This is a genomic window from Pseudomonas sp. C9 (assembly GCF_002000165.1).
Taxonomy (GTDB): domain Bacteria; phylum Pseudomonadota; class Gammaproteobacteria; order Pseudomonadales; family Pseudomonadaceae; genus Aquipseudomonas.
On record NZ_MPAK01000001.1, the window covers coordinates 5,545,608 to 5,571,914 of the forward strand.

General features: G+C 60.8%; 18 protein-coding genes. 7 read left to right on the forward strand and 11 right to left on the reverse strand.

The window, feature by feature from the left end; all coding sequences use genetic code 11:
* Positions 1-126: 126 nt before the first annotated feature.
* The 10 genes from BMS17_RS25970 to BMS17_RS26015 form a co-directional block, all read right to left on the reverse strand.
* A complete protein-coding gene (locus BMS17_RS25970; RefSeq protein WP_077432090.1) occupies positions 127-2,649 on the reverse strand; it encodes a fused MFS/spermidine synthase in 2,523 nt (840 codons plus the stop codon).
* 240 nt (positions 2,650-2,889) lie between these two features.
* A complete protein-coding gene (locus tag BMS17_RS25975; protein WP_046032173.1) occupies positions 2,890-4,479 on the reverse strand; it encodes an arylsulfatase in 1,590 nt (529 codons plus the stop codon).
* A gap of 72 nt (positions 4,480-4,551) precedes the next feature.
* A complete protein-coding gene (locus BMS17_RS25980) occupies positions 4,552-5,580 on the reverse strand; it encodes an HAD family phosphatase (RefSeq protein ID WP_046032174.1) in 1,029 nt (342 codons plus the stop codon).
* The gene (locus BMS17_RS25985; RefSeq protein WP_077432091.1) at positions 5,577-6,896 is read right to left on the reverse strand and encodes a BatD family protein; all 1,320 of its coding nucleotides are present in this window, start codon (positions 6,894-6,896) and stop codon (positions 5,577-5,579) included. Before BMS17_RS25985 ends, BMS17_RS25980 begins: the two co-directional genes overlap by 4 nt.
* Complete coding sequence (locus BMS17_RS25990) at positions 6,893-8,473, reverse strand: VWA domain-containing protein (RefSeq protein ID WP_046032176.1); 1,581 nt, start codon at positions 8,471-8,473, stop codon at positions 6,893-6,895. Before BMS17_RS25990 ends, BMS17_RS25985 begins: the two co-directional genes overlap by 4 nt.
* Complete coding sequence (locus BMS17_RS25995; RefSeq protein WP_046032177.1) at positions 8,474-9,466, reverse strand: VWA domain-containing protein; 993 nt, start codon at positions 9,464-9,466, stop codon at positions 8,474-8,476.
* On the reverse strand, positions 9,453-9,941 hold the full coding sequence (locus tag BMS17_RS26000; RefSeq protein WP_046032178.1) for a DUF4381 domain-containing protein: 489 nt from the start codon (positions 9,939-9,941) through the stop codon (positions 9,453-9,455). Before BMS17_RS26000 ends, BMS17_RS25995 begins: the two co-directional genes overlap by 14 nt.
* On the reverse strand, positions 9,938-10,867 hold the full coding sequence (locus BMS17_RS26005; RefSeq protein ID WP_046032179.1) for a DUF58 domain-containing protein: 930 nt from the start codon (positions 10,865-10,867) through the stop codon (positions 9,938-9,940). Before BMS17_RS26005 ends, BMS17_RS26000 begins: the two co-directional genes overlap by 4 nt.
* Positions 10,868-10,875: 8 nt before the next feature.
* On the reverse strand, positions 10,876-11,856 hold the full coding sequence (locus tag BMS17_RS26010; RefSeq protein WP_077432092.1) for a MoxR family ATPase: 981 nt from the start codon (positions 11,854-11,856) through the stop codon (positions 10,876-10,878).
* Positions 11,857-11,867: 11 nt separating this feature from the next.
* Positions 11,868-12,776: a transporter gene (locus BMS17_RS26015; RefSeq protein WP_046032209.1), complete on the reverse strand. Its 909-nt coding sequence runs from the start codon at positions 12,774-12,776 to the stop codon at positions 11,868-11,870.
* Here BMS17_RS26015 and BMS17_RS31110 point away from each other — a divergent pair.
* A complete protein-coding gene (locus BMS17_RS31110) occupies positions 12,746-12,913 on the forward strand; it encodes an SWIM zinc finger family protein (RefSeq protein ID WP_371916712.1) in 168 nt (55 codons plus the stop codon). The genes BMS17_RS26015 and BMS17_RS31110 overlap by 31 nt on opposite strands.
* 474 nt (positions 12,914-13,387) lie before the next feature.
* Here the strand turns inward: BMS17_RS31110 and BMS17_RS26020 are convergent, their stop codons facing one another.
* On the reverse strand, positions 13,388-13,813 hold the full coding sequence (locus BMS17_RS26020) for a YciI family protein (protein WP_046032181.1): 426 nt from the start codon (positions 13,811-13,813) through the stop codon (positions 13,388-13,390).
* Between the two features lie 332 nt (positions 13,814-14,145).
* On the opposite strand from BMS17_RS26020, the gene tpx reads away from it, so the two are divergent.
* The 6 genes from tpx to BMS17_RS26050 all read left to right on the forward strand — a co-directional run bounded on the left by tpx (position 14,146) and on the right by BMS17_RS26050 (position 26,245).
* A complete protein-coding gene (tpx, locus tag BMS17_RS26025) occupies positions 14,146-14,646 on the forward strand; it encodes a thiol peroxidase (protein ID WP_046032182.1) in 501 nt (166 codons plus the stop codon).
* A 179-nt stretch (positions 14,647-14,825) separates the two neighbouring features.
* Positions 14,826-16,142: an MdtA/MuxA family multidrug efflux RND transporter periplasmic adaptor subunit gene (locus BMS17_RS26030; RefSeq protein WP_046032183.1), complete on the forward strand. Its 1,317-nt coding sequence runs from the start codon at positions 14,826-14,828 to the stop codon at positions 16,140-16,142.
* Entirely contained in the window at positions 16,139-19,243 is a 3,105-nt protein-coding gene (locus BMS17_RS26035) for an MdtB/MuxB family multidrug efflux RND transporter permease subunit (RefSeq protein WP_046032184.1), read from the forward strand. The genes BMS17_RS26030 and BMS17_RS26035 overlap by 4 nt, the downstream gene beginning before the upstream one ends.
* Entirely contained in the window at positions 19,240-22,347 is a 3,108-nt protein-coding gene (locus BMS17_RS26040; RefSeq protein WP_046032185.1) for an efflux RND transporter permease subunit, read from the forward strand. Before BMS17_RS26035 ends, BMS17_RS26040 begins: the two co-directional genes overlap by 4 nt.
* Positions 22,344-23,825, forward strand: a complete 1,482-nt coding sequence (locus BMS17_RS26045) for an efflux transporter outer membrane subunit (protein ID WP_077432093.1) — start codon at positions 22,344-22,346, stop codon at positions 23,823-23,825. The genes BMS17_RS26040 and BMS17_RS26045 overlap by 4 nt, the downstream gene beginning before the upstream one ends.
* 338 nt (positions 23,826-24,163) lie before the next feature.
* On the forward strand, positions 24,164-26,245 hold the full coding sequence (locus BMS17_RS26050) for a bifunctional diguanylate cyclase/phosphodiesterase (protein ID WP_077432094.1): 2,082 nt from the start codon (positions 24,164-24,166) through the stop codon (positions 26,243-26,245).
* Positions 26,246-26,307: the final 62 nt, after the last annotated feature.

Sequence of the window (26,307 nt, forward strand, 5' to 3'; positions counted from 1 at the left end):
TTGGGCGCGCGATCAAGCTTGATGCAGCTTTGCCGGATGCCGGGCATCTGTCAAATGACGCGGGTGATACGGCCCGCTACGCAAGTTCAAACGTGTGGTTTGCATTCGCGGGTTCGGCAATGGGTCTTATGTCCCGTCACCGACAAACCAGCGGTAATACGGATTGCCGCCATCACCCATCATCACTTCACGGATGTCCCTGGCCCAGGCGTCGCGGTCACCGTCATAGGCGTGCAGGCTCGCCCGATAGAACTGCATCAGGCGCTGCTGATGGGCATTCATACGCTCGATGAAACCGGCATCGGCATTGAGCAGCGGCGGTGGCAGGCGCAAATCCAGCAACGCTGGCAGCACGCGGCTGATTTCCTTGGCGCGCACCCAGGGGGCGTATTCGATCCGTGGTTGATCATCGGTCACCGTCAGGGCATCGCCTGCGAAGCCTTCGAGCCCGGCGCGATCGGTCACCCAGGTCGCCATCAAGGCCGGCGCCGAACCGATGCCCACGTCTTGCAACGTACTGCGCACGGTGTCCTGCTGGAAGCGCTGGCTGATTTTCGCAGCGTCCAGTTCGATCGGCTCCATCGAGCCCACCAGCAACATTTCGTGGAATTCGCTGGTCCACAGCGTGGCGTAGGGGAAGGCATCGAGAAAGCTGCGCACCAGCGAACGCGAATCGTCGATGTTCTGCGTCGGCAGCGGCAGCCATTGCGCGACCAGGCCTTGTTTCTCAAGGCGACTGGCGGCCAATTGGTAGAAGTCGCGCGAATACAGGTTCACGACGCCGGCGGCGGAGGGCGGTGGCGGTTCGAGGGTGATCAGGTCGTAGCGCTGCGGGCTGCGCAGCAGTTCCTGGCGGCCGTCGCGTAGGCGCACATCGACCGTCGGATCGGCGGCGGCATTGAAGTTGCCCTTGAACAACGGCGCGGCTTCGACCACCGACGGTAGCAACTCCGCGACCACTCGGTGATCAAGGCCCGGATAGCGGGTCAGGGCGCCTGCCGTGATGCCAGTGCCGAAACCGATCACCAGCGCCGAGCGCGGTTCGCCGTTATGGATCAGCAGTGGCAGCAGCGCCTGAATCCGCATGTAGCGCAGCGATGGCATGGCGTCACCGGTGTTCGACACGCCCTGGATATACAAGCGCTGAAAGCTCTTCTGACCCTTGCCCTGCGTGACCACGGCCACGGTGCCGCCACGTCCTTCTTCATAGAACGCCAACGTGCCGTTGCGGGCGCCGGGCAGCAGGCTGGCGAGTTTGTCGACCGGGATAAAAATCGCCACCACCACGGACAGCAAACTGATGGCGACTACCGCCTGACGCCGGCCTTTCTTGACGTGATGGCCCTTGCGCACGGCGAAATAGCCGATCCCTGCTGCCACAATCGCCAACAGTCCCAAGGTTCGCACCAGCCCCAGCAGCGGAATCAGCAAGAACCCGCAGAGCATCACGCCGACGATCCCGCCCAGGGTGTTGAACGCCACCACGGCGCCCACATCCCGACCGACGCGCTCAGGGCCGACACTCAATCGCAGCGCCAAAGGAAACGCCGCCCCCAACAGCAAGGTCGGGACAAACACGATGCTCAGCGCGGCCATGGCAAACCGTGCGCTCATGCCCAGCAACTCGCTGCCGCCCATCGCCAGCGCAGCGGTTTCGGCCTGGGATTGCAAGAGCACCAGCCAGCGCCCGAGAAAGGCCACTTCCAACAGTGCGATCAGGCCGGCCCCGGCGATCAGCAAGCCAAATACGCCCCACGGATCGCGAATACGATCAACCCGACGGGCCAGCAGCGCGCTGCCGATGAACAACCCCGTGAGGTACGTCGCCAACACCACGGCAAAGGCGTAGGTGCGGGTGCTCATGAATTGCACGATGGATTGCGACCAGACCACTTCGTAACCCAGTGCCACACCGCCTGCGATGGAATACAGCCACAGGGCCAGGCGATCCGGCGCTTTGTGTTCGTGATGCCGGGTCGGCTCCTGGACCACCGCCGGGCGCTGGCGTTGAAACCAAAGGGCACCGGCGGCGGCCAGCAGGTTCAGCATGGCGGCGGCGAGGGCACTGCCGCGCACGCCGAGGGTGGCGATCAACACGAAGGCAGCAAGCAAGGTGCCGGCAATCGCGCCCGCGGTATTCGCTGCATAGAGTTGTCCGCCAGCCTTGCCCAAATGGTGCGGGTCGCTGGCCAACGAGCGCACCAGCACCGGCAGCGTGCCGCCCATCAACAGCGCGGGAATGCCCACCAGCGCAAAGGGCAACACCCAGGCCAGCAATCCGATGTGCTGTTCCAGCCAGGCAAAAGGACTGGCCGCCATGCTCATGGCGAAGGTCGCGCCAACGCCCAGTACCGCCACCAGCACTTCAAGCCCGGCATACAACAACACCGGTTGCTGCAAGCGATCAGCCCAGCGCCCGAACAGCAATCCCCCCAGCGCCAGCCCGGCAAAAAAGGCGCTGATGCCGGTGGTGATGGCGTACACCTCAACGCCGACGACCAACGACAGTTGCTTGATCCACAGCACCTGGTACACCAGCGCCGCCGCGCCCGAGACGAACAGCAGCAATGCTGGAATCAGCAGGGTCGGGGAGGTGGCGGTTTGCGGGGCAGGTATGGCCGACGACTTGCTGGCGACACGTGAGGACATTGCGGATTGCCTTGTGCAAAACATCTTCTGACGATGAACACAACACCCCGTAGCAGCTGCCGAAGGCGGCGTCCCGCTGCGCAGCGGTGGTAATCCGGACCACTCGGTGTGTCAGATAGGCCGAGGCGCATGTTTGACGAGGACTTCGTCCTCGAACGCAGCCTTCGGCAGCTGCTACAGGGTTGTGTTCACACAAAATAGGGCTGCTCGCCGGTTAAGGCGAGCGGCAGTCACGCAGTTTTACTGTGCAGCCGGTGCAGCTTTCATTTTTTCAGCGATTTTGGCGTCTACCGCAGCACGAATCTGGTCAACGCTGAAGCTGGCCGGTTTCTGGCTTGGCGGATAGTCGATAAAGGTCTGGAGGAACACCGCCGCTTTACCCGTGGCCACGGCCGCCAGATAGACGTTTTTGGTCAGCCAATCGTAATACTGATCGGAAACCACATCGGCGCGTTCATACGGGTCCATTCTCAGGTTGAAGATTTTTGGCACCCGCAGGCACACAAACGGCTCACTCCACACCTTGAAACCGCCTGGTGCACGTTGTTCGCAGAACACCGCTTTCCAGTTGTCGAAACGCATCGACACCAGCAAACCGTCGTCGTTGAAGTAGTAGAACTCCTTGCGCTCGCCCTTAGGCTGTTGGCCGGTCAGGTAAGGCAGTTGGTTGTAGCCGTCCAGGTGCACCTTGAAGTTGGTGCCACCCGCTACCGGCGCCCAGCCTTTGAGCAGCTTGTCTTTTACGCTGTCTTCACCGGCGACTGCCAGCAGGGTCGGGAACCAGTCCAGGCCCGAGAACATCTCGTTGGAGACTTCACCGGCCTTGATCTTGCCTGGCCAGCGAACAATCGCCGGCACCCGGTAGGCGCCTTCCCAGTTGGAGTTCTTCTCGTTACGGAACGGTGTGGTCGCCGCATCCGGCCAGGAGAACTGGTTCGGGCCGTTGTCGGTGGTATAGACGACGATGGTGTTGTCGGTGACTTTCAGGTCATCGAGGGTTTTCAGCAGTTTGCCGACGTCGCCGTCGTGCTCAAGCATGCCGTCCGCATAGTCGTTGCCGGGCATGCCGCTCTGGCCCTTCATCGACTCGCGCACGTGGGTGAACAAGTGCATGCGGGTGGTGTTCATCCAGACGAAGAACGGTTTGTCTGCCTTGACCTGCTTCTCGATGAACGCTTGGGCGGCGGCGGTGGTCTCGTCGTCGATGGTTTCCATGCGCTTGGTGGTCAATGCGCCGGTGTCTTCGATCTTGCCGTCGGCAAAGCTGTGGATCACACCACGCGGAGCGTATGACTTGAGGAACGCAGGGTCGTCCTTGGGCCAATACGGGCGTTCAGGTTCTTCTTCGGCATTGAGGTGGTACAGGTTGCCGAAGAATTCATCGAAACCGTGGTTGGTCGGCAGGTATTCGTCCTTGTCGCCCAGGTGGTTCTTGCCGAACTGGCCGGTCGCATAACCCTGGGACTTGAGTGCCTGGGCGATGGTGATGTCGCGTTTTTGCAGGCCCACGGGTGCACCCGGCGCGCCAACTTTCGACAGACCGGTACGCAGCGGCGTCTGACCCGTGATGAAGGATGACCGTCCTGCCGTGCAGCTGTTCTCCGCATAGTAGTCGGTGAACATCATGCCTTCTTTGGCAATGCGGTCGATATTGGGAGTCTTGTACCCGACCACACCCATGGAATAGGCGCTGATGTTGGTCTGGCCGATGTCATCGCCAAAGATCACCAGGATGTTGGGTTTTTCAGCGGCCCCGGCTGTTGCCGAAATCGCCATCACCGAGGCTGCCACGAGGGCGAGTTTCGGTAGCCACTTGTGTATGCGAGTCATCTGACTTGCTCCTTTTTCTGACTTGCGCCGCCTAATGCGACAAACGTTTATTGCAGTCCTGCGTCACGCTTTTTATTGCACTTGCTCTGGGGTGGCGGACTCGTACGGGTAGATCCGGCGCCACTCGGCGGCCATGTCCACGACAGTCCAGCCACGGGATTTTGCTTCGTCCAGGGCCTTGTCCAGACGCCCGATTTTGGAGTCACGGTCGTACGCCCATTCACGCTTGGCGTCGGTGTGATGCACTAACCCCATGAATCGTTTGCCCGACCCGGCGGCGGTCCACTGCAACATTTGCTGGTCGCCGTCAGAGTTGCCGAAGGCCAGAATTGGCCGGCGTCCGATCACCGCGTTGATGCTTTCGGGCTTGCCCGGCCCGTCATCGTTGTGTGCCAGTTTTGGCGTGCGCAGGATCGAGGCCTTGCCGTCCTTGTACTCAAACGCTGTGACAAACGTCGTACCGATCACTTGCTCCGGCGGGACGCCATAGGACTTCTCGGCGAAGGCGCGCATGAACCCGGTGTCGCCGCCGGACACGATGTAGGTTTTGAAGTCCTGGCTGCGCAGGTAGTCGAGCAATTCCAGCATCGGCTGGAAGACCATCTCGGTATACAGCTTGCCGGTCTTTGGATGTTTGGCCTGGGCCAGCCAGGTCTTGGCGTAGTCGTCGAACGCTTCGGTGGTCATGCCGGTGTGGGTCGCCCCGACGATCTTCAACAGCCCGTCCATACCGGCCGCTGCCAGCGCCTTGTGATCGTTTTCCAGTACTGCCTTGAACGGTTGCGTGGTTTTCCACTCCGGGTGCTGCGGCGCGGTGCGCTTGACCTCTTCCAGGGAAAACAGCAGCTCGAAATACATTGGCTGCTCGCTCCACAGGGTGCCGTCGTTGTCGAACACCGCAATGCGCTCCTCGGGTTTGACGAAGTCTTTGTTGCTCTGATCGGTGACGGTCTGGACGAACTCGATGATGCTCTTCTTGGACGGGCCATCATTCCAGGAGGGCAACGGCTCTGCGGCCTGAACCAGCAACGGCAGGCTCAGGGCCAATGCCAGCCAAAACTTGAACCCGTGAAGTTGGCGCAGTGATATCGGACTCGTCATGGGAATTCCTTCTCGTGAACGGGGTTGAGTGGCCGTAATGCCGGCGCGGCAGGTGTCTTGTTGGGCGCAGCCTGACTGTTCAGCGTAGTCAAGGATTGCTTGAGTTGGTGCAACGCCTGATCTTTGGCCGATTCACCGCCATAACAGGCGCGCAAAAAGTCCTGCAGGCGCGGTCCTAGAGCGCTCAGCTTCAGACCCATGCGCCGACGCCTGGCCCACAGATACAGCGCGCTCAATTGGGCGGGGTGGCCTTCGATCTGCGCCGGAATCTGCCGCCAGGCATAGTCGGCGGACGCCAGCCACGCGGCGTGCCGGGCACGGCGCCGAGCCTGGACATCAAGGTAAGCCCGGTGGACGAGCGGGCGGGCAAACCAGCCGAGCACGGCAATGGCCAGCAGCAGTGCAATCAATGCCAGCCAATGCCCGGAGAGGTACAGGCGACCGGGCTGACCGAGTTTTTTCAGGTCTTCGGTAATTGAAAACACCGGGCGATAAGCGCTGTTGGCGGTGGCCTGGAAGGTGACCGCCGGGACTTGGGCGGTACGGGCCTGGCGGGTGCCGGCATCCCACCATTTCAAAGAGATCGACGGCAAGCTGTGCGAGCCATCGGTGTCGATCCGGTAGGTCACGGTGTCGATTCGCTGGCCACCGCTGAAATTGCCCCGACCGTCACCGAGGTTGCTGATCTGCGGGGCTTTCGGGTAACGGCTCAGACCGTTGACATCACTCAGTGATGGCGTCGGCAAGGACATCGCCAGGGCGCCATCGGCTTGCAACGTCAATTCCCGGGTAACGCTGTCGCCGACTTTGAGGGGCGTCGCCGAGTTGACGATTTTTTGCGTAAAGCGCAGCCCTTGCGCGACCAATACCGGTTCGCCGGGTTCAAACCCTGGCGGTTGCGCGGCGTCGAAGTGCAAGGGCTGGCTTTGGGCGCTGAGCTCAGTGGTGGCCTGACCGGGTGTGGCGCGCACGGTCAGCGCGGGTATGTCGAAGCCCTGAGCGAGATTGGGGGTGATCCGGTAGCGGTAGCGCATGCCGCTCAATGACTTGCCGTCGAGCGTCTGATTGAGGTGTTCGGCATGACCGTCCGGCGGCATGACCAGTGCGCCGGATAGTTTCAGGTCGGGCAGGGTGGGGGCTTCGGTGAACCAGCTGTCGGTGAAGACGTCGAGTTGCAGTTCGACAACGCTGCCAACCATGACATTGTTGGTGGGTTGCAGGCTCACCTGGACTTTCAGCTCTGGTTCAGCGGCCAATGCCGCGGTGGTGAACAGGCAAAGGAGCAGGGCCACGACACGGTCTATCGAAAGACTCATGGTTTGCCCCCCGCCTGATCCTGCAAACTGAACTTCTGCTTCAGGAACTTCGCCGGTGAAGTGCTCAGGTTTTCCAGCCACTGTGCATCGGACGTTGCTTGCTCGGTCTGCACGGCTTTGCTCTGGCCCTTGCCCGGCGCCTTGTCCATTTTGATTTCGTCCGGTTTGACCTCGGGTGCATTCTGCGCGGCGCTGTCGGTGTCTTTCTGCAAGGCAATCGCCAACGCCAGATTGGCCGTGGCCTCCGGGAACTGCGGTTGCAACTTCAGCGCCTGGGTGTACGCGGCAATCGCCTGGTCAAATTTGAAACGACGCACGTAAATATTGCCCAGGTAGAAATACGCTTGCGGCGTTTCCAGTCGCGCAAAACTGGCCAGTGCCAGGTCGAAATCCGCCGCGTTGTAGGCAGCGATACCTTTCCAGTAGGGGTCGACAAAATGCGCGGCGGCTTGCGGGAAATGTTCATGCTCGAACGCCCAGCGACCTTGCTGGTCGGGGGTGAAAAACGCATCGGACAACGCGTTGGCTTCGGCGGGAGCCGGTTGCCAGCCAATGCCCAGTGCCAATAACAGGCCTGCCATCCAGTTCAGGCTCCAGCCCCGGCGCACGCTGAACAACCCGATCAGCAGCAACGGCCAGCACAACCAATAACCGGCGTCTTTCCAGTGCAGTTCGCGCTGTTCATCGCTGGCGGCCTGGAAATGCTGCTGGGCGTGCAGCTCAATCCATTGCAGGTCATCGTCATTGATCGTCAGGCTGCCCAACGGGGCGTCGACTGCGGAAGCCAGCTTTTCGAGCGCCGCCTGATCAAAACTGCCCAACACCGGGCGACCATTGCTGTCGGTGCGCGGTTGGCCACTGGCGTCATGGATGATCGCGCCGTCTGCACTGCCGACGGCCAGAATCAGCACTTGCAGTTGGCTGTCGCTCAGTTGCTTATCGAGACCGCTAAGCTGCGACGTGTCGGCGCCGTCTGTGACCAACAACAGCGTGCCCGGGCTTTTCTCGGCAGCCAGCAGCCGTTTGGCTTGCTCGATGACCGCGCCGACGTCTTTGCCCTGTTTGGCGATCAGGTCCGTACTCAGGGCTAGGATGAAGGTGTCGAGCAGTTCGGGGTCGTCGGTCGGTGGCAGCACCAGATGGGCGCTGCCGGCATACGCAATCAAACCACTGCGTGACCCCGCTCGGCGCTGGATCAGGTCGTGCAGTTTGTGTTTGGCCGCTTCCAGTCGACTGGGCTGCACATCCGTGGCGTCCATGGAGGGCGACAGGTCGATGGCGATGATCAGCGGCGCGCGGTTTTCCAGAAAGTCCGGACGGTCCTGCTCCCAGGTGGGGCCGGCTGCCGCGAGGGCACCCAGCACCAACACCGCGCACACCAGATGCACGGGGCGCAAACGTTGTTGGTTCTGTGGCGTTATCAGCAAGTGCGGCAGCAAGTGTTCGGCAATATTGCTGCGCAAGCGTCGCTGTACGTCACGGCTGCGCCGCCAGAGCCAGGGCAACAAGGCGCCGAACGGCACCAGCAACAGCCACAGTGGACGCAGGAAATGGAAGTCGCTGAGGTTTATATCCACTTACCCCTCCTGCCGCTGACGCGCGAGCATCAAATGAGGCCGGAGCAGGGCGCCCAAATGGTAGAGCGCGAGCAAACCGATAGCGGCCCCCAGTGGCCACCAGAACAAATCCTTTTTCGGCTGATGACTGAGGGTTTTAACCTGGTGTGGGGTCAGTTTGTCGAGGGTGCTGTACACCTGATTCAATGCATTGCGATCCTCGGCGCGAAAGAACTTGCCACCCGTGGCTTCGGCGATTTGCTGCAAACCTTGCAGGTTGACCTTGGCTTCTCCGGAGGCGTTCGGGTCACCGATACCGATGGTGTGAATCACCACGCCTTTGGCGGCTGCCATGGCCGCGGCGTGGTCCGGGGTAATCGCGCTGCTGGTGTCGTTGCCGTCGGTCAGCAGGATCAGCACTTTCTCGGGTTCATGCGCCTGCTCAAGCAATTTCAGACTCAAGCCGATCGCATCGCCAATCGCGGTGTTCGGGCCAGCCATGCCAATGCCGGTGTCATCGAGCAACAGCGACAGACTGGCGTGATCCAGCGTCAGCGGTGCCTGCGGATAGGCGCCGCTGCCAAACACGATCAGGCCTAGGCGATCGTCTTTACGTTTGTCGATAAAGCTGTGGACCACTTCCTTGACCGCCGCCAGGCGATTGATTTTTTGCCCGTTGGCGTCGGTGAAATCGTTGGTTTCCATCGATTGGGAAATGTCGATGGCCAGCATCAGGTCGCGCACCGGTTGTTGGCGTTCGATGGGTTTTTCGACCAGTTCCGGTCGAGCCGCCGCCAGCAACAACAATGCCCAGACCATCAGGTTCAAGACCAGTTGCCAGCGATTGCTGCGTGTCCCGGCCTGGCTCGGTGCCTGACCGACCGCGCGGCTCATGGCGCTGAAAAAAGGCACGCGCACGGCGCTGCGGGCTTCGCGGTAATCAGGCAGGAAGCGGTAGGCCAACCATGGCAGTGGCAAAAGGATCAGCAGCCAAGGGTAATCAAACTGCCACATGATGCTGCTCCACCCAACGTTTGCTGGTGTTGAACAGCCGCTCGCGCTGTTCTTCCTTGAGCGTCAGCAGTGTGCTGTCCGGCGCATAGGCCAACTGCGCGAGTTGCTGGCTGAAATCTGCCGGCAGGGGCTGCGGACTGTGGCGCACCAAAAACCCCTGCCAGTCCTCACCCCCAAGTGCTGCCACAGGGTATGTAGTGGGCATGGACAGGGCGACGCGTTTGAGCAGTTCCGGGAGTTCGCGCAGGGCCCTCAGTTGATCGTCACTGCTTTGCAGTTCAGCCAGTCGCACCAGCGCTTCACGCCGATAACGATCACGGCGCCATTGCCAATACCGCCGTGCGCTGACCAGCAACACGGCAAGCACCAACACACTGAGCAGCGCCCACCAACCCCACGTCTGCGGCGCATAACTGACCGGCGCCGGCAGTGCGATTTCCTTCAGTTGGTCGATGCTCGGGATGTTCGGATTCATCGCCGGCCTCTGCCGAGTTCGGCTCGCAGCTGTTCCTGCGCATCGGTCGCGGTACTGAACATCATCAGCGGCACCTGGCTACGACGCAGCAACGTCGCGACATCCTTGAGCCGACCGCTGAGAAAATCCCCCAGCGGCTGATGCACGCTGCGTTGCTCAACCGCCAGTTCCACCTGCAATTGGCCTTGGGTCACCAGTAAACGGCCGTTTTTCGGCAGGTTCAGCGCCAAGGGGTCATACACCTGCATCGCGATCACATCGTTGTGCGCCGCCAATTGCCGCATTAATTGCAAGGTGCGTTCACCGGCGCCGGCAAAGTCGCTGACGATGCAGATCAAATGATCATGGCCGGCCACCGCCAGGCAATGTTGCAAGACCTTGTCGAGTTGGTCCTCACCTTCGGCATCCGGGTTGGCGGCATTGAGCAGCTGATTCTGCTCGGCGATACGACTGCAAAAGGCCTCGATGCGTTTGCGACTGCGTAGCGGGGCGATGCTGTCAATGCGCTGGTCGTTGAACACCAGGCCGCCGACCCGGTCACCGGCGTTGAAGGTCATCCACGCCGCCAGCGCGCCGAGTTCGGCGGCAATCGCCGATTTAAAGCTGCGTTGCGAGCCGAAGAACATCGACATGCGCTGGTCGACCAGAATCAACGCGGGGCGATCACGCTCTTCGGTGAACGTGCGTACCACCGGTTTGCCGGTGCGCAGTGACGCTCGCCAGTCCAGATGACGCAAATCGTCGCCCGGTTGATAGCGGCGCAGTTCGTCGAAATTCAACCCGCGACCGCGCAGCCGCGAAGCATGGTTGCCGGCGAGGAGGCTGCCCTGGGGCTGGCGCGCCAGAAAACTCAAGTCACGGGCCTTGAACTCCAGCGCCATCAATTGCGCCAGAGAGACATAGACCAGGCCGTCCGTGCTTTTCATTTTCAACCTCAGGCCGGTATTGCAACTTTGTCGAGCAAGCGGTCGAGCACCTGGTCGGCCGTTACGCCATCCGCCACCGCGTCGTAACTCAGTTGCAAGCGATGACGCAGCACCGGGTGGACCACGGCGCGCACATTGTCCGGCGAAACGAAATCTTGCCCTTGTAGCCAGGCATCGGCGCGGGCACAGCGGTCAAGGCCGATACCGCCCCGAGGACTGGCGCCGATAGCGATCCAGCGGCCGAGATCGGCGTCATAGTCCGCCGGGTGGCGGGTGGCGTTGATCAGGTCGATCAGGTAGCGGTCGATGGCCGGCGAGACGTGAACGGCGCTGACTTCGCGACGGGCCGCGAAAACCACCTCCTGAGACAGTGCAAAACCTTGGGTCGGGGCCGTTTTAGCGCCTGCCGCAAATTCTTCTTCGCGCAGCAATCGCAACACCTGGCTCTCGTTTTCCGCGGTCGGGTAATCCAGCAACACCTTCATCAGAAACCGGTCCATCTGCGCTTCCGGCAGGGGGTAGGTGCCTTCCTGTTCAATCGGGTTTTGCGTGGCGACCACGATGAACAGCTCCGGCAGCACATGGCTGTTGCCGGCCACGGTGATTTGCCGTTCTTCCATGGCTTCCAGCAGCGCCGCCTGGACCTTGGCCGGGGCACGGTTGATTTCGTCGGCGAGGATCAGGTTGCCGAACAGCGGGCCGGGCTGGAACTGGATCTGGTTCTGGCCATCGACCTGATGCAGCACTTCGGCGCCGGTGATGTCCGACGGCAGCAGGTCAGGGGTGAACTGGATGCGGCTCATCTTCGCGTCCAGGTGCCGGGCCAGTGCCTTGACCGTGCGGGTCTTGGCCAGGCCGGGCAAGCTTTCCAGGAGCAAATGACCGTTGGCCAACAGCCCCAGCAGAATCTGGCGGATTACCTGATCCTGCCCAAGTACGCTTTCGGCGATGCTGGCTTGCAGGGCGTTGAGGTCATTGAGTGCGGTCATGGGCGTTTCCTTTACCAGGCGTATTGCAAGCGTAAGGTCCAGGTGTTGACGTCAGGGGAGCCAGTGCGCTCGGAGACGGTGTCCGAATAGGCGATCAACCCGCCAAACTGGGGCGACAGCATGAAGCCGACCGTGGCACCCAACAGGCTGCTTTCCTGTTTGTTGTCCTGCCAGTCACCATTGATTTTGGTCTCGCCGCCTCGGTTGTAGGTGCCATCGATCGAGGCCCACAGCGCGCGGTTGAAGGTGTAGCTGTAGTGACCTTCGATGGAATACAGCGCTTTTTGCTCAAGTGTGCCGTCGCCGTGGTAATCGTCGTTGTCGCCGTACAGCGAGACGTAGGTGTTGAGTTCAAGCCAGGTCGGGCCAATCGGCGTGCCAAAGGCAATTTCCGGCTTGAACGCCCAGCGGTTGGCGCCGATGTTGATGACCCGGTCCTTGTCGTAATCACCGGTGGGCGCGGTGATCCACAACGCCCCCGTCAGAAAGGTCTCGGGTGTCCAGGTGGCGAATTCTTGCGGGGTCAGCGCCGGGCCACCAAAAATGTTGTGCACCAGCACCACCTGCGTATCGCCCAGGCCGCCGTTGTGCTTGGTGCCATTGAAGAACTGGCCATTATCGAACGAGGCGGAAACGTCGGCGTAAGGTTGCAGGACCTGAACCGCACTGTTACGCCCGTCGATGGCAAACGAGCGGGCAAAACGGGCGATGTACAGGTCCGCGTTCAGGGACAAGCCATCAAGCGGCAATGACGTATCGATCGGCGTGTTGCTATTAACGAGGTTGTAATAGCCGAACACCATGTTCAGGTCGGTCGGCAGGTTCTGCCAGTCACGCGCGTTGTCCGCTTGGCCCGCCAGTGGCGTCATGGATAGCGTGAGTGCGGTGAATGCGGCTTTCCTTGTCGTCTTCAGTCCCATCACGGTGCTCCTGCAGGTTTTGGGTGCGTGGTTCATGGCTTTGCGCCCACGAGTGTCAGTGGCGGCATTATCCATTGACCGCGGGTGTGCTTTCGGACTTGAAATGTCGAACAGGTTCGGGGCGCCGAGGCAGGTGACGCTGGCGTTATGGGGAGCGAGGCGAGTGCCGGATGACTGGGCGGCGCTGAGCGAAAGGTTCCGTGTAGGGTTAATTTTGTTGAGTGCGTCGGCGTTATTGGCCTGCACGTAAACGGCGGGCGAAAAGCGTGCTGCCGCCAACAACAAAGCGTTATTTTTTTTATGCTGAAACATCATTCCCGATTCCCTTCTGGCTCATTGGGTTACTCGGCACTTCCTGGCCGTTAATACGTAATCAATTTCCCACCAAGCCCGTAGGACAAATCTGACGCTAGCAGCTAGTCACGACTTTTCCAGTCAAAAGGATTAAATCTTTGATTTTGTGCACAGAACTTCGTTATTTGTGTGTACTAAAAAGTTAATACCAAATCATGGGGTTACCGCCGATCCTGGTGTTCAGGTGACGCCGGATTCACCTGATACACCGCGTAAAACAATCACGCGTGCACCCGGCAAACCCGGCCTGAAAATGTTCAGCGTTTTTTGGCCTCGGCGCGCAGTCGTTCTTCCTGCTCGCGCAGTTCCGGGGTGAACTCGGCACCGAAATCCTCAGCTTCGAACACCTGGCGAATCTCGATCTCGGCCTCGGTGCCCGGCATTGGGTTCGGGCAGCGCTTGACCCAATCGATCGCCTCCTGTTTCGACTGCACCTGCCATATCCAGTAGCCGGCAATCAGCTCCTTGGTTTCGGCGAACGGGCCGTCGATGACGGTGCGTTTGTCCCCTGAAAAGCGAACACGTGTGCCTTTGCTGCTGGGTTGCAGGCCTTCGCCTTCGACGAAGATGCCTGCCTTGACCAGTTCTTCGTTGTAGTTGCCCATGGCGGTCAGCAGTTCTTCGCTGGGCATGATGCCGGCTTCGGAATCCTGGCTGGCTTTGACAATGATCATGAATCGCATGGCTGTATCTCCGCTGGATTTGACTGGACTCGCTGACTAGTCGAATGAACGTCGTTTAAATCGACAGTGCTGCCAAATTAAAGACCAGTGATTGAGCCCGTGGGTTTTCGGTTGCCTTTCGTCAAGAACACCAAGTGGTGGCCGGGGAGGGCTGTACGCTATAGAGCAACCCGGGCTGCGTGCCTGCGGCCATGCGGGGTTTGGAAGGGTTGTATCCAGTTTCGCCAGCAAGACTTCACGATTTGTATCTGGGCATAGGTCGTCGGGCCATTTCGTGGTTAACTTCGGCCTCTTCAAAATTCTCCACCACAACGTTCAGAAGGACTCAGTTCATGGCTCAAGTCACTCTTAAAGGCAACCCGGTTCAAGTCAACGGCCAACTGCCACAAGCCGGTTCCAAGGCGCCAGCCTTTTCCCTGGTTGCCGGCAATCTGTCCGACGTCACCCTGAAAGACTTTGCCGGCAAGCGCAAAGTGCTGAACATCTTCCCAAGCGTCGACACCCCGACCTGCGCCACTTCGGTACGCAAGTTCAATGCCCAGGCCAACGATGTCGCCAACACCGTTGTGCTGTGCATCTCCGCTGACCTGCCGTTCGCCCAGGCACGCTTCTGCGGCGCCGAAGGCCTGGAAAACGTGCAAAACCTGTCGACCCTGCGTGGTGCCGAGTTCATCGAGAACTACGGCGTTGCCATCGCAGACGGCCCGCTCAAAGGCCTGACCGCCCGTGCGGTCGTGGTTCTGGATGAAAACGACAACGTCCTGCACAGCGAACTGGTCAAGGAAATCGCTGAAGAACCGAACTACGAAGCTGCACTCGCCGTTCTGAAATAAGCGACAGCTTTACAATTGTTAACGGCCTGGCCCTGTCCAGGCCGTTTTCATTTGTGATTCAGTGTCTTGGCCAAACAACCTGTTACGTAAGCCGAAGGTAAATTGCCGGTAAAGCCGCTTTGCTTAATAGCCGCCAGTGCTTATCGTTCAGCCTCATGTAGAAGAAGCCCACGCGCCCAATGGTTGATCATTCAATGCAATCCTCCGCTTCCCGTAGTCCTCGTCGCTGGCTGTTCGGCCTGCTTGTCCTGTTGGTCATCGCAGGCGTGTGCTGGAAATTCTGGCCCACCAGTGCGACTCACAAGGAGGGCACAGGGCAGAAAGCCGTGGCCGGCCATACCGGCAAGTCCGGTGGCATGCGCCCGGGCTTCGGCGGGGCGACCGGCCCGGTGCCCGTGCGTGTGGCCCCTGCGGTCAAGGGTGATTTCCCGCTGTACTACAAAGCGCTCGGCACTGTCACTGCACTCAACACCATCAATGTGCGCAGCCGTGTGGGCGGGGAGCTGATCAAGATTTCCTTCGAAGAAGGGCAGATGGTCAAGGCCGGTGACCTGCTGGCAGAAATCGACCCACGCCCGTACCAGAACGCCTTGCTCCAGGCTGAAGGCACGTTGCTGCAAAACCAGGCGCAATTGAAGAACGCCCAGGTCGATGTCGAGCGTTATCGCGGCCTGTACCGTGAAGACAGTATCGCCAAGCAAACCCTGGACACCGCCGAGGCCCTCGTCGGTCAGTACCAAGGCACCGTCAAGACCAACCAGGCGGCGGTCAACGACGCCAAACTCAATCTCGAATTCACCAAGATCCGCGCACCGATTACCGGGCGTGTAGGCCTGCGTCAGCTGGACGTCGGCAACCTCGTCGCCGCCAACGACACCACGGCGCTGGCGATCATCACCCAGACCCAGCCGATCAGCGTTGCTTTCACCTTGCCGGAAAACAGCCTCGACGTTGTACTGGCACGCTATCGCACCGGGGCCAAACTGCCCGCCGAAGCCTGGAATCGTGGCGACACCCAATTGCAGGCCACGGGTGTGCTGCAAAGCCTGGACAACCAGATCGACGTCACCACCGGTACGCTGAAGTTCAAGGCACGCTACGAGAACCGCGATCAAGCGCTGTTCCCCAATCAGTTCGTCAACGTCCACTTGCTGGCCGACACCCTCAAAGGGGTGGTGCTCGCGCCGTCGGCGGCGATTCAGTTCGGCACCAACGGCACCTTCGTCTATGCCTTGGACGGCGACAAAAAAGTCACCATTCGCGCGTTGAAAGTCGGCGCCAGCGACGGGCTGAACACCGTGGTCACCGAAGGCCTGGCCCCCGGGGATCGCGTAGTGCTTGAAGGCACCGACCGCTTGAAGGAAGGCAGCGAAGTCGAAGTGGTCAATAGCCCTCAGGAAGTGCCGGCCACCCCGACCGAACACCTGCAAGGCAAATCGGCGGCGGACATGACTGAGCCGGCAGCCGCCGACAAGGCGAAAAAGGGCGGCGCATGAACATCTCGCGGCTGTTCATCCTTCGCCCGGTCGCCACGACACTGAGCATGCTGGCCATTGTGCTGGCCGGTTTGATTGCCTATCGGTTGCTGCCGGTGTCGGCGTTGCCTCAGGTCGACTACCCGACGATTCGCGTGATGACGCTCTATCCCGGTGCCAGTCCCGACGTCATGACCAGCGCGGTCACGGCGCCACTGGAGCGTCAGTTCGGGCAAATGCCGGGCCTGACCCAGATGGCGTCGACCAGTTCGGGCGGCGCCTCGGTGTTGACGCTGCGCTTCAGTCTCGACATCAACATGGATGTCGCTGAACAGCAGGTGCAAGCCGCGATCAACGCCGCCACCAATTTGCTGCCCAAGGACCTGCCGGCACCGCCGGTGTACAACAAGGTCAACCCGGCGGACACCCCGGTGCTGACCCTGGCCATTACCTCCAAAACCATGCTGTTGCCCAAGCTCAATGACCTGGTTGACACGCGCATGGCGCAGAAAATCGCCCAGATCAGCGGCGTCGGCATGGTCAGCATTGCCGGGGGGCAGCGCCAGGCGGTGCGGATCAAGGTCAACCCGGAGGCTCTGGCGGCCAACGGTCTGAACTTGTCGGATGTGCGCACGCTGATCGGCGCCTCCAACGTCAACCAACCCAAAGGCAACTTCGACGGCCCGACCCGGGTGTCGATGCTCGATGCCAACGATCAGCTGACCTCGCCCAAGGATTACGCCAACCTCATTCTGGCCTACGCCAACGGTGCGCCGTTGCGGCTCAAGGATGTCGCGGAAATCGTCGACGGTGCCGAAAACGAACGCCTCGCGGCGTGGGCCAATGAGAACCAGGCCGTACTGCTCAACATTCAGCGCCAGCCCGGTGCCAACGTCATTGAGGTGGTCGACCGGATCAAGGCTTTGCTGCCGAGCATCACCGACAACCTGCCGGCCGGCCTCGACGTCACGGTACTGACCGACCGCACCCAAACCATTCGCGCCTCGGTCAAGGACGTACAGCATGAATTGCTGATCGCCATCGCATTGGTGGTGATGGTTACGTTCCTGTTTCTACGCCGCGCCAGTGCCACGATCATTCCTTCGATTGCCGTGCCGCTGTCGTTGATCGGCACGTTCGGCGTGATGTACCTCGCCGGTTTCTCGGTGAATAACCTGACCCTGATGGCACTGACCATCGCCACCGGTTTTGTGGTGGACGATGCGATCGTGATGCTGGAGAACATTTCCCGGTTTATAGAAGAGGGCGACAGCCCGCTGAATGCAGCGCTCAAGGGCGCGAAGCAAATCGGTTTCACCCTGATTTCCCTGACGCTGTCGCTGATCGCGGTACTGATTCCGCTGCTGTTCATGGCTGACGTGGTGGGGCGCCTGTTCCGGGAGTTTGCGATCACCCTGGCGGTGGCAATCCTGATTTCGCTGGTGGTGTCCCTGACCCTGACGCCAATGATGTGCGCGCGTTTGCTCAAGCGTGAACCCAAGGAAGAAGAGCAGGGCCGTTTCTACCGGGCCAGCGGCGCGGCGATTGACTGGATGATCGCCGCTTATGGGCGCAAATTGCAGTGGGTGCTCAAGCACCAGCCGCTGACGTTGATGGTGGCCGTCGGCACCCTGGCGTTGACCGTATTCCTTTACATGGTGGTGCCCAAAGGCTTCTTCCCGGTGCAGGACACTGGGGTGATCCAGGGGATTTCCGAGGCGCCGCAGTCGATTTCCTTCGCGGCCATGAGTGACCGTCAGCAAGCGCTGGCCAAGGTGATCCTTGCCGACCCGGCGGTTGAAAGCCTGTCGTCCTACATTGGCGTGGACGGTGACAACTCGACGCTGAACAGCGGTCGCCTGCTGATCAACCTCAAGTCCCACAGCAATCGCGATGTAAGCGCAACCGAAGTGATTGCACGCCTGCAACCTGAAGTGAACAAGCTGGTGGGCATTCGCCTGTTCATGCAGCCGGTGCAGGACTTGACCATCGAAGACCGCGTCAGCCGCACCCAATACCAGTTCAGCATGTCTTCGCCAGATGCAGAGCTGCTGAGCCTGTGGAGCGGGCGCCTCGTCGAAGCGCTGGCCCAACGACCCGAGCTGACCGACGTTGCCAGCGACTTGCAGGACAAGGGTTTGCAGGTCTATCTGGTGATCGACCGTGATGCCGCTTCGCGGGTCGGGGTGTCGGTGTCGAACATCACCGATGCGCTGTACGACGCTTTTGGCCAGCGGCAGATTTCGACCATCTATACCCAGGCCAGCCAGTACCGCGTGGTGCTGCAATCGCAATCCGGGGAGAAGATCGGCCCGGATGCGCTGAATCAGATTCACGTGAAAACCACCGACGGCGGGCAAGTCCGCCTGTCCAGCCTCGCGCACATCGAAGAGCGTCAGGCGCAACTGGCAATCACCCACATCGGCCAGTTCCCCGCGGTGATGATGTCGTTCAACCTGGCACCGGGCGTGGCGCTGGGGCATGCCGTCGAGATCATCGACCAGGTGCAGAAAGACATCGGCATGCCGATTGGCGTGCAGACGCAGTTCCAGGGTGCGGCCGAGGCGTTCCAGGCCTCGCTGTCGAGCACCTTGCTGCTGATTCTGGCGGCGGTGGTGACCATGTACATCGTGCTCGGCGTGTTGTACGAGAGCTACATCCACCCGATCACCATTCTCTCGACCTTGCCTTCGGCGGCGGTCGGCGCGTTGCTGGCCTTGATCCTGAGCGGCAATGACCTGGGCATGATCGCGATCATCGGCATCATTTTGCTGATCGGCATCGTGAAGAAAAACGCGATCATGATGATCGACTTCGCCCTCGATGCAGAGCGCAATCAGGGCATCGACCCGGAAACCGCGATCTATCAAGCCGCGTTGCTTCGTTTCCGGCCCATTCTGATGACCACCCTTGCGGCGTTGTTCGGCGCCGTGCCGCTGATGCTGGCCACTGGTTCCGGCGCGGAATTGCGTCAACCGCTGGGGTTGGTGATGGTCGGTGGTTTGCTGCTGAGTCAGGTGCTGACCTTGTTCACCACGCCCGTCATCTACTTGTACTTCGATCGCCTCGGTCGGCGCTGGGGCCGTAAGTCTGAAGCCGTGGAAGCGGTAGAGCAGCCATGAACCTTTCCGGACCTTTCATCAAGCGCCCGGTCGCGACGATGTTGCTGAGCCTGGCGATCATGTTGCTGGGCGGCGTGAGTTTCGGCCTGTTGCCGGTGTCACCGCTGCCTCAGATGGATTTCCCGGTGATCGTGGTGCAGGCCAGTCTGCCCGGCGCGAGTCCCGAGGTCATGGCCTCGACCGTGGCTACGCCTCTGGAGCGGTCCTTTGGCACCATCGCCGGGGTCAACACCATGAGCAGCCGCTCCAGTCAGGGTTCGACCCGGGTGATCCTGCAATTTGACCTCGACCGCGACATCAACGGTGCGGCCCGGGAAGTGCAAGCCGCGATCAACGCCTCGCGCAACCTGCTGCCGAGCGGGATGCGCAGCATGCCGACCTACAAAAAGGTCAACCCGTCCCAGGCACCGATCATGGTGTTGTCGCTGACGTCGGACGTGCTGGAAAAGGGCCAACTCTACGATCTGGCCTCGACGATCCTGTCCCAGAGCCTGTCACAAGTGCAGGGCGTGGGCGAAGTGCAGATCGGCGGCAGTTCGTTGCCGGCGGTGCGTATCGAACTCGAGCCGCAGGCGCTCAATCAGTACGGCGTGGCACTGGATGATGTGCGCAACACCATCGCCAATGCCAACGTGCGTCGGCCCAAGGGCTCGGTCGAAGACGGCGAGCGGTTGTGGCAGGTGCAGGCCAACGATCAGCTGGAAAAAGCCAAGGATTACGAGTCGCTCATCATCCACTACAACGGCGGTGCAGCCTTGCGTCTGAAAGATGTGGCCAAGGTCAGCGACGGCGTCGAGGACCGCTACAACAGCGGCTTCTTCAACGACGACGCGGCGGTGTTGCTGGTGATCAACCGTCAGGCGGGGGCCAACATCATCGAGACGGTCAACGAGATCAAGGCGCAGCTGCCGGCGTTGCAGGCGGTGCTGCCGGCCAGTGTCAAGCTGAACCTGGCGATGGACCGTTCGCCGGTGATCAAGGCGACCCTGCACGAAGCGGAAATGACCCTGCTGATCGCGGTGACGCTGGTGATTCTGGTGGTCTTCCTGTTCCTCGGTAACTTCCGTGCCTCGCTGATTCCGACACTGGCGGTCCCGGTGTCGCTGGTGGGCACCTTTGCGGTGATGTACCTCTATGGCTTCTCGCTGAATAACCTGTCGCTGATGGCGCTGATCCTGGCCACCGGTCTGGTGGTCGACGACGCCATCGTTGTACTGGAGAACATCTCCCGGCACATCGACGAAGGCGTGCCACCGATGAAAGCCGCGTACCTGGGCGCCCAGGAAGTCGGCTTTACCTTGCTGTCGATGAACGTTTCATTGGTCGCGGTGTTCCTGTCGATCCTGTTCATGGGCGGCATCATTGAAAGCCTGTTCCGTGAGTTTTCCATCACCCTGGCAGCGTCCATCGTCGTGTCGCTGGTGGTTTCGCTGACGCTGACGCCGATGCTCTGCGCCCGTTGGCTGAAGCCGCATACGCCGGGCCAGGAAAACCGTTTGCAGCGCTGGAGCCAGCGCGCCAACGAATGGATGGTCGGCAAATACGCGACGAGCCTCGACTGGGTATTGCGCCACCGCCGATTGACCTTGCTCAGCCTGTTTGTGACGATCGGAGTGAATATCGCGTTGTACGTGGTGGTGCCCAAGACGTTTTTGCCGCAGCAGGATACCGGTCAGCTCATCGGTTTCGTGCGCGGTGACGACGGTCTGTCGTTCAGCGTGATGCAGCCGAAAATGGAAACCTTCCGCCGTGCCGTGCTCAAGGACGATGCGGTGGAAAGCGTCGCCGGGTTCATTGGCGGCAGCAACGGCACCAATAACGCGTTCATGCTGGTGCGCCTGAAACCGATCAAGGAACGCAACATTTCCGCGCAAAAAGTCATCGAGCGCCTGCGCAAGGAAATGCCCAAGGTCCCTGGCGCACAGTTGATGCTGATGGCGGACCAGGACCTGCAATTTGGCGGCGGTCGCGAACAGACGTCGTCGCAGTATTCCTACATCCTGCAAAGCGGTGATCTGGGCGCGTTACGCGAGTGGTATCCAAAAGTCGTCACCGCGCTCAAGGCGCTGCCGGAGTTGACGGCGATTGACGCTCGGGAAGGCCGTGGTGCGCAACAGGTCACGCTGATTGTCGATCGCGATCAGGCCAAGCGCCTGGGCGTCGACATGGACATGGTCACCTCGGTGCTTAACAACGCCTATAGCCAGCGGCAAATCTCGACGATTTACGACAGCCTCAACCAATATCAGGTGGTGATGGAGGTCAATCCGAAATACGCACAGGACCCGATCACCCTCAAACAGGTGCAGGTGATTACAGCCGATGGCGCACGGATTCCGTTGTCGACCATCGCCCATTACGAAAGAAGCCTGGAAAACGACCGGGTCAGCCACGAAGGCCAGTTTGCCTCCGAAAGCCTGTCGTTCGACATGGCCGAAGGCGTGACGGTGGAGCAGGGCGCCGCAGCCATCGAAAGGGCGATTGCCACGCTCGGACTTCCCGAAGACGTGATCGCGAAAATGGCGGGCACCGCCGATGCGTTCGCCGCGACCCAGAAGAGCCAGCCGTGGATGATTCTCGGCGCGCTGTTGGCGGTCTATCTGGTGTTGGGTGTGCTGTATGAAAGCTACATTCATCCGCTGACGATTCTGTCGACCTTGCCGTCGGCCGGGGTCGGTGCATTGCTCTCGATCTACGCGCTGGGCGGCGAGTTCAGTTTGATTTCGCTGCTGGGCCTGTTCCTGCTGATTGGCGTGGTGAAGAAAAACGCCATCCTGATGATCGACCTCGCGCTGCAACTTGAACGCCATCAAGGCCTGGCACCGCTGGAGTCGATTCGCAGTGCTTGCCTGCAACGCCTGCGACCGATCCTGATGACCACGCTGGCGGCGATCCTCGGTGCCGTGCCGTTGCTGCTGAGCCGTGCCGAAGGTGCGGAAATGCGCCAGCCACTGGGCCTGACCATCATCGGCGGGCTGATTTTCAGCCAGGTGCTAACCCTTTACACCACGCCTGTGGTTTACCTCTATCTCGACAAACTGCGCCATCGCTTCAATAAATGGCGTGGGGTACGTACCGATGCTGCTTTGGAAACTCCGCTATGACTGACCGTTCGCTTATCCATCTGGCCGCCCCGCTGGCCGCTGCCCGAGGCTCGCGTTTGCTGAGCCTTGCGCTGTGCGCGGCAATGCTCAGCGCATGTGCCGTGGGCCCGGATTATCAGCGCCCGCAAGCGGCCGCGCCGGTGCAGTACAAGGAAGCGGCGGGGTGGCGTCAGGCCAGCCCCAGCGATTCCCTGGCACGCGGTGCCTGGTGGGAGTTGTATGGCGATCAGCAGCTCAATGGCCTGATCGAAAAACTCAACAGCTCCAACCAGACCGTGGCCCAGTCCGAGGCACAATACCGCCAGGCACAAGCCTTGGTGCGCAGTGCCCGCGGGGCGTTTTTTCCGACGGTTGATTTGACCGTCGGTAAAAACCGCTCCAGCCAGGGCACCGGCAGCAGCAATTCGAGCCTGACCAGCTCCTCCAGCGGTATTCGTGACACCTACACCACCCAGGCCGGTGTCAGTTGGGAAGCGGACGTGTGGGGCAAATTACGCCGAGGCCTTGAAGCCGACACCGCCAACGCCCAGGCAAGCTATGCCGACCTGGCTGCCATGCGTCTGAGTCAGCAGTCGGAGCTGGTGCAGAACTACCTGCAATTGCGCGTGATCGATGAACAGAAGCGCTTGCTTGAAGCGACGGTCGAGGCTTATCAGCGTTCGCTGACAATGACCGAAAACCAATACCGCGCCGGTGTGTCCGGGCGAGACGCGGTGGCGCAGGCGCAGACTCAACTCAAAAGCACGCAGGCAGACATGGTTGACCTGATCTGGCAGCGCGCCCAGTTCGAGAACGCTATCGCCGTATTGATCGGGCTGCCCCCGGCCGAGTTTAGTCTGGCGGAAACCACCACCATCCCGACCTTGCCCGAAGTGCCGGTGGGCCTGCCTTCGCAATTGCTGGAACGTCGCCCGGACATCGCTTCCGCCGAGCGTTCGGTGATGGCGGCCAACGCCAACATCGGCGTGGCCAAGGCAGCCTATTACCCGGATTTCACCTTGAGCATGAACGGCGGGTATAGCAGCAGCACCTATTCCAACTGGATCAGTGTACCCAATCGCTTCTGGTCGGTCGGACCGCAGTTGGCAATGACCTTGTTTGATGGCGGCCAGCGTTCGGCCGAAGTCGATCGCAGCGAAGCCGCCTACGACGAGACGGTGGCCAAGTACCGCCAGACCGTGCTCGATGGCTTCCGTGAAGTGGAAAACTACCTGGTGCAGCTCAAGGTGCTGGAGCAGGAAGCCGGCGTGCGCCAGGAAGCGCTGGAGGCGGCGCGTATCTCGTTGCGCCTGACCCAGAATCAGTACAAGGCCGGTTTGATTGCTTATCTGGATGTGGTGGTGGTTCAGGCCACGGCACTGAGTAACGAACGCAACGTGCTGGATTTATTGCAGAGCCGGTTGATTGCCAGCGTGCAATTGATTGCCGCGCTGGGTGGCGGTTGGGACGGGGCGTTGCAGGTCAGCGAAAACCAGTAGACCCCCTGTAGCCGCTGCCGAGCCCGCGTTTGCTCGTAGCAGCTGTCGAGCAGCGCGAGGCTGCGTTCGGCTGCGAAGCAGTCGTGAAACCAGGCGACGCGGTGTTTCAGGAAAACCGCGTGCGGTGGATTTACGACTGCTTCGCAGCCGAACGCAGCCTCGCGCTGCTCGGCAGCTGCTACAAGCTAACGCAGCCTCGCGGGCATCAAACAAGCGTTTCATCGGGTTGATGGCTATTTGGTTATTTTGTAAGTGCGTTCTTTTACGCAATCAGTACAATCGCCGGCATTTGCCCCCAGAGTAAAAACCCTCTACGCCGGGCGCTCGCGAGAAGTCTCATGCTGATCGGTAGCTATTCCCCCACGCTGGTTATCATTTCGCTCTGTGTAGCGATTCTCGCGTCCTATACCGCGCTCGACCTGACCGGGCGTATCGCTACGGCCAGAGGCCGGGCGGTGCATTTGTGGACGGCGGGTGGAGCCTTCGCCATGGGCATCGGGGTGTGGTCGATGCACTTCATCGGCATGCTCGCGTTCAATTTGCCGATCGACCTGGGCTACGACTTCACCATCACATTGCTGTCGCTGCTGACCGCGATCCTTTCTTGCGGATTTGCCCTGTGGCTGGTCAGCCAGCCACGGTTGCCGGCCTGGCAACTGGCGTTCGGCGCGTTGGTGATGGGTGCCGGGATCAGTGCGATGCACTACACCGGCATGGCCGCCATGCGCATGCAACCGGGCATCGATTACGACCCGACGCTGTTTGGCACCTCGCTGCTGATCGCCGTTGGTGCCTCGGGCGTGGCTCTCTGGATCGCCTTCCGGCTGCGACAGCACACCCCGTATGTCAGTCTGTTCCGTGGCGGCGCGGCGGTGGTCATGGGCATCGCCATCGTCGGCATGCACTACACCGGCATGGCGGCAGCGCGCTTTCCTGAGGGCAGTTTCTGTGGCGCTGCTGCCAGCGGCTTGAATGGCAAGGGCCTGGACAATCTGGTGCTGATCACCACGCTGGCGGTGTTGAGCATCGCTTTGCTGACGTCAGTGCTCGATGCGCGACTGGAAGCACGCACCGCTGACCTGGCGCGCTCACTGACCGAGGCTAACCGCGAACTGACCCAACTGGCCTTGCACGACCCCCTGACCGGTTTGCCCAATCGCGTCTTGCTGGCTGATCGCATCGAGCAGGCCATGTCCAAGGTCAAGGAGCAGGGTGGCTGTTTTGCGCTGATGTTCATCGACCTGGACGGTTTCAAACCGGTCAACGATGCTTTTGGCCACCACATGGGCGATCAGTTGTTGCGCGAAGTCGGGTTGCGCCTGCGTGAAGATTTGCGTAGCCAGGACACGTTGGCGCGCATCGGCGGCGATGAATTTGTGCTGCTGGTACGGCTCGCCGAGCCGGATGACGCGCTCGGCCTGGCGGCGCGTCAGGTGGGGTTGATCGCGCGCTCGTTCCGGGTGGCTGAACATGACTTGCAGATTTCCGCCAGCGTCGGCATCGCGCTATACCCGGGTAACGGCCAGAACGCCCAGGATTTGCTGATGAACGCCGACGCGGCGATGTACCACGCCAAGGGCGCCGGTAAAAACGGCTACAGCTTCTTCGACGCGTCGATGAACAGCAACGCGCGCAAACAGCTTCAATTGTTGCAAGACCTGCGCAATGCGCTCGATCAGGAACAGTTCAGCCTCTATTACCAGCCCAAGTTCGACGCCAGCAATGGCCGGCCGGTGGGCGCCGAAGCGCTGCTGCGGTGGGAACACCCGACACGGGGCATGATGCTGCCGGACACTTTTATTGATCTGGCGGAAAAGACCGGGCTGATCATTCCGCTTGGCGAGTGGGTGCTCAACGAAGCCTGCCGTCAGATGCGCGAATGGTATGTGCAGGGTTACACCGACTGGCGGATCGCGGTGAACCTCTCGGCGTTGCAGTTCTGCCATGCAGGCCTGGTTCAAAGTGTGGCCAAGGCCCTGAGCACGCACCGGCTGCCGGCCAATAGCCTGACCCTGGAAATCACCGAAACCACCGCCATGAGCGATGCGGACGCCAGCATGACGGTGTTGCAGGAGCTCTCGACCATGGGCGTCGACCTGTCCATCGATGATTTCGGGACGGGCTATTCGAGCTTGATGTACCTCAAGCGCCTGCCCGCTAATGAGTTGAAGATTGACCGTGGGTTTGTCCGCGACCTGGAACACGACAGCGACGACGCGGCGATTGTCTCGGCGATTGTCGCACTCGGTCAGGCCCTGGGCTTGCGGATCGTCGCCGAAGGTGTCGAAACCGGCGTGCAGCAAGACTTCCTGACCAAACTGGGGTGTGATTCGTTGCAAGGCTATCTGCTGGGGCACCCGCAGCCGGCCGACCGCTTCATGGTGGACATCCGGCGCGCAGAGAAACTGTCGACGGCCTGAAGATCCCACCGTCTGTAGCAGCTGCCGAGCCTGCGAGGCTGCGTTCGGCAGCGAAGCTGTCG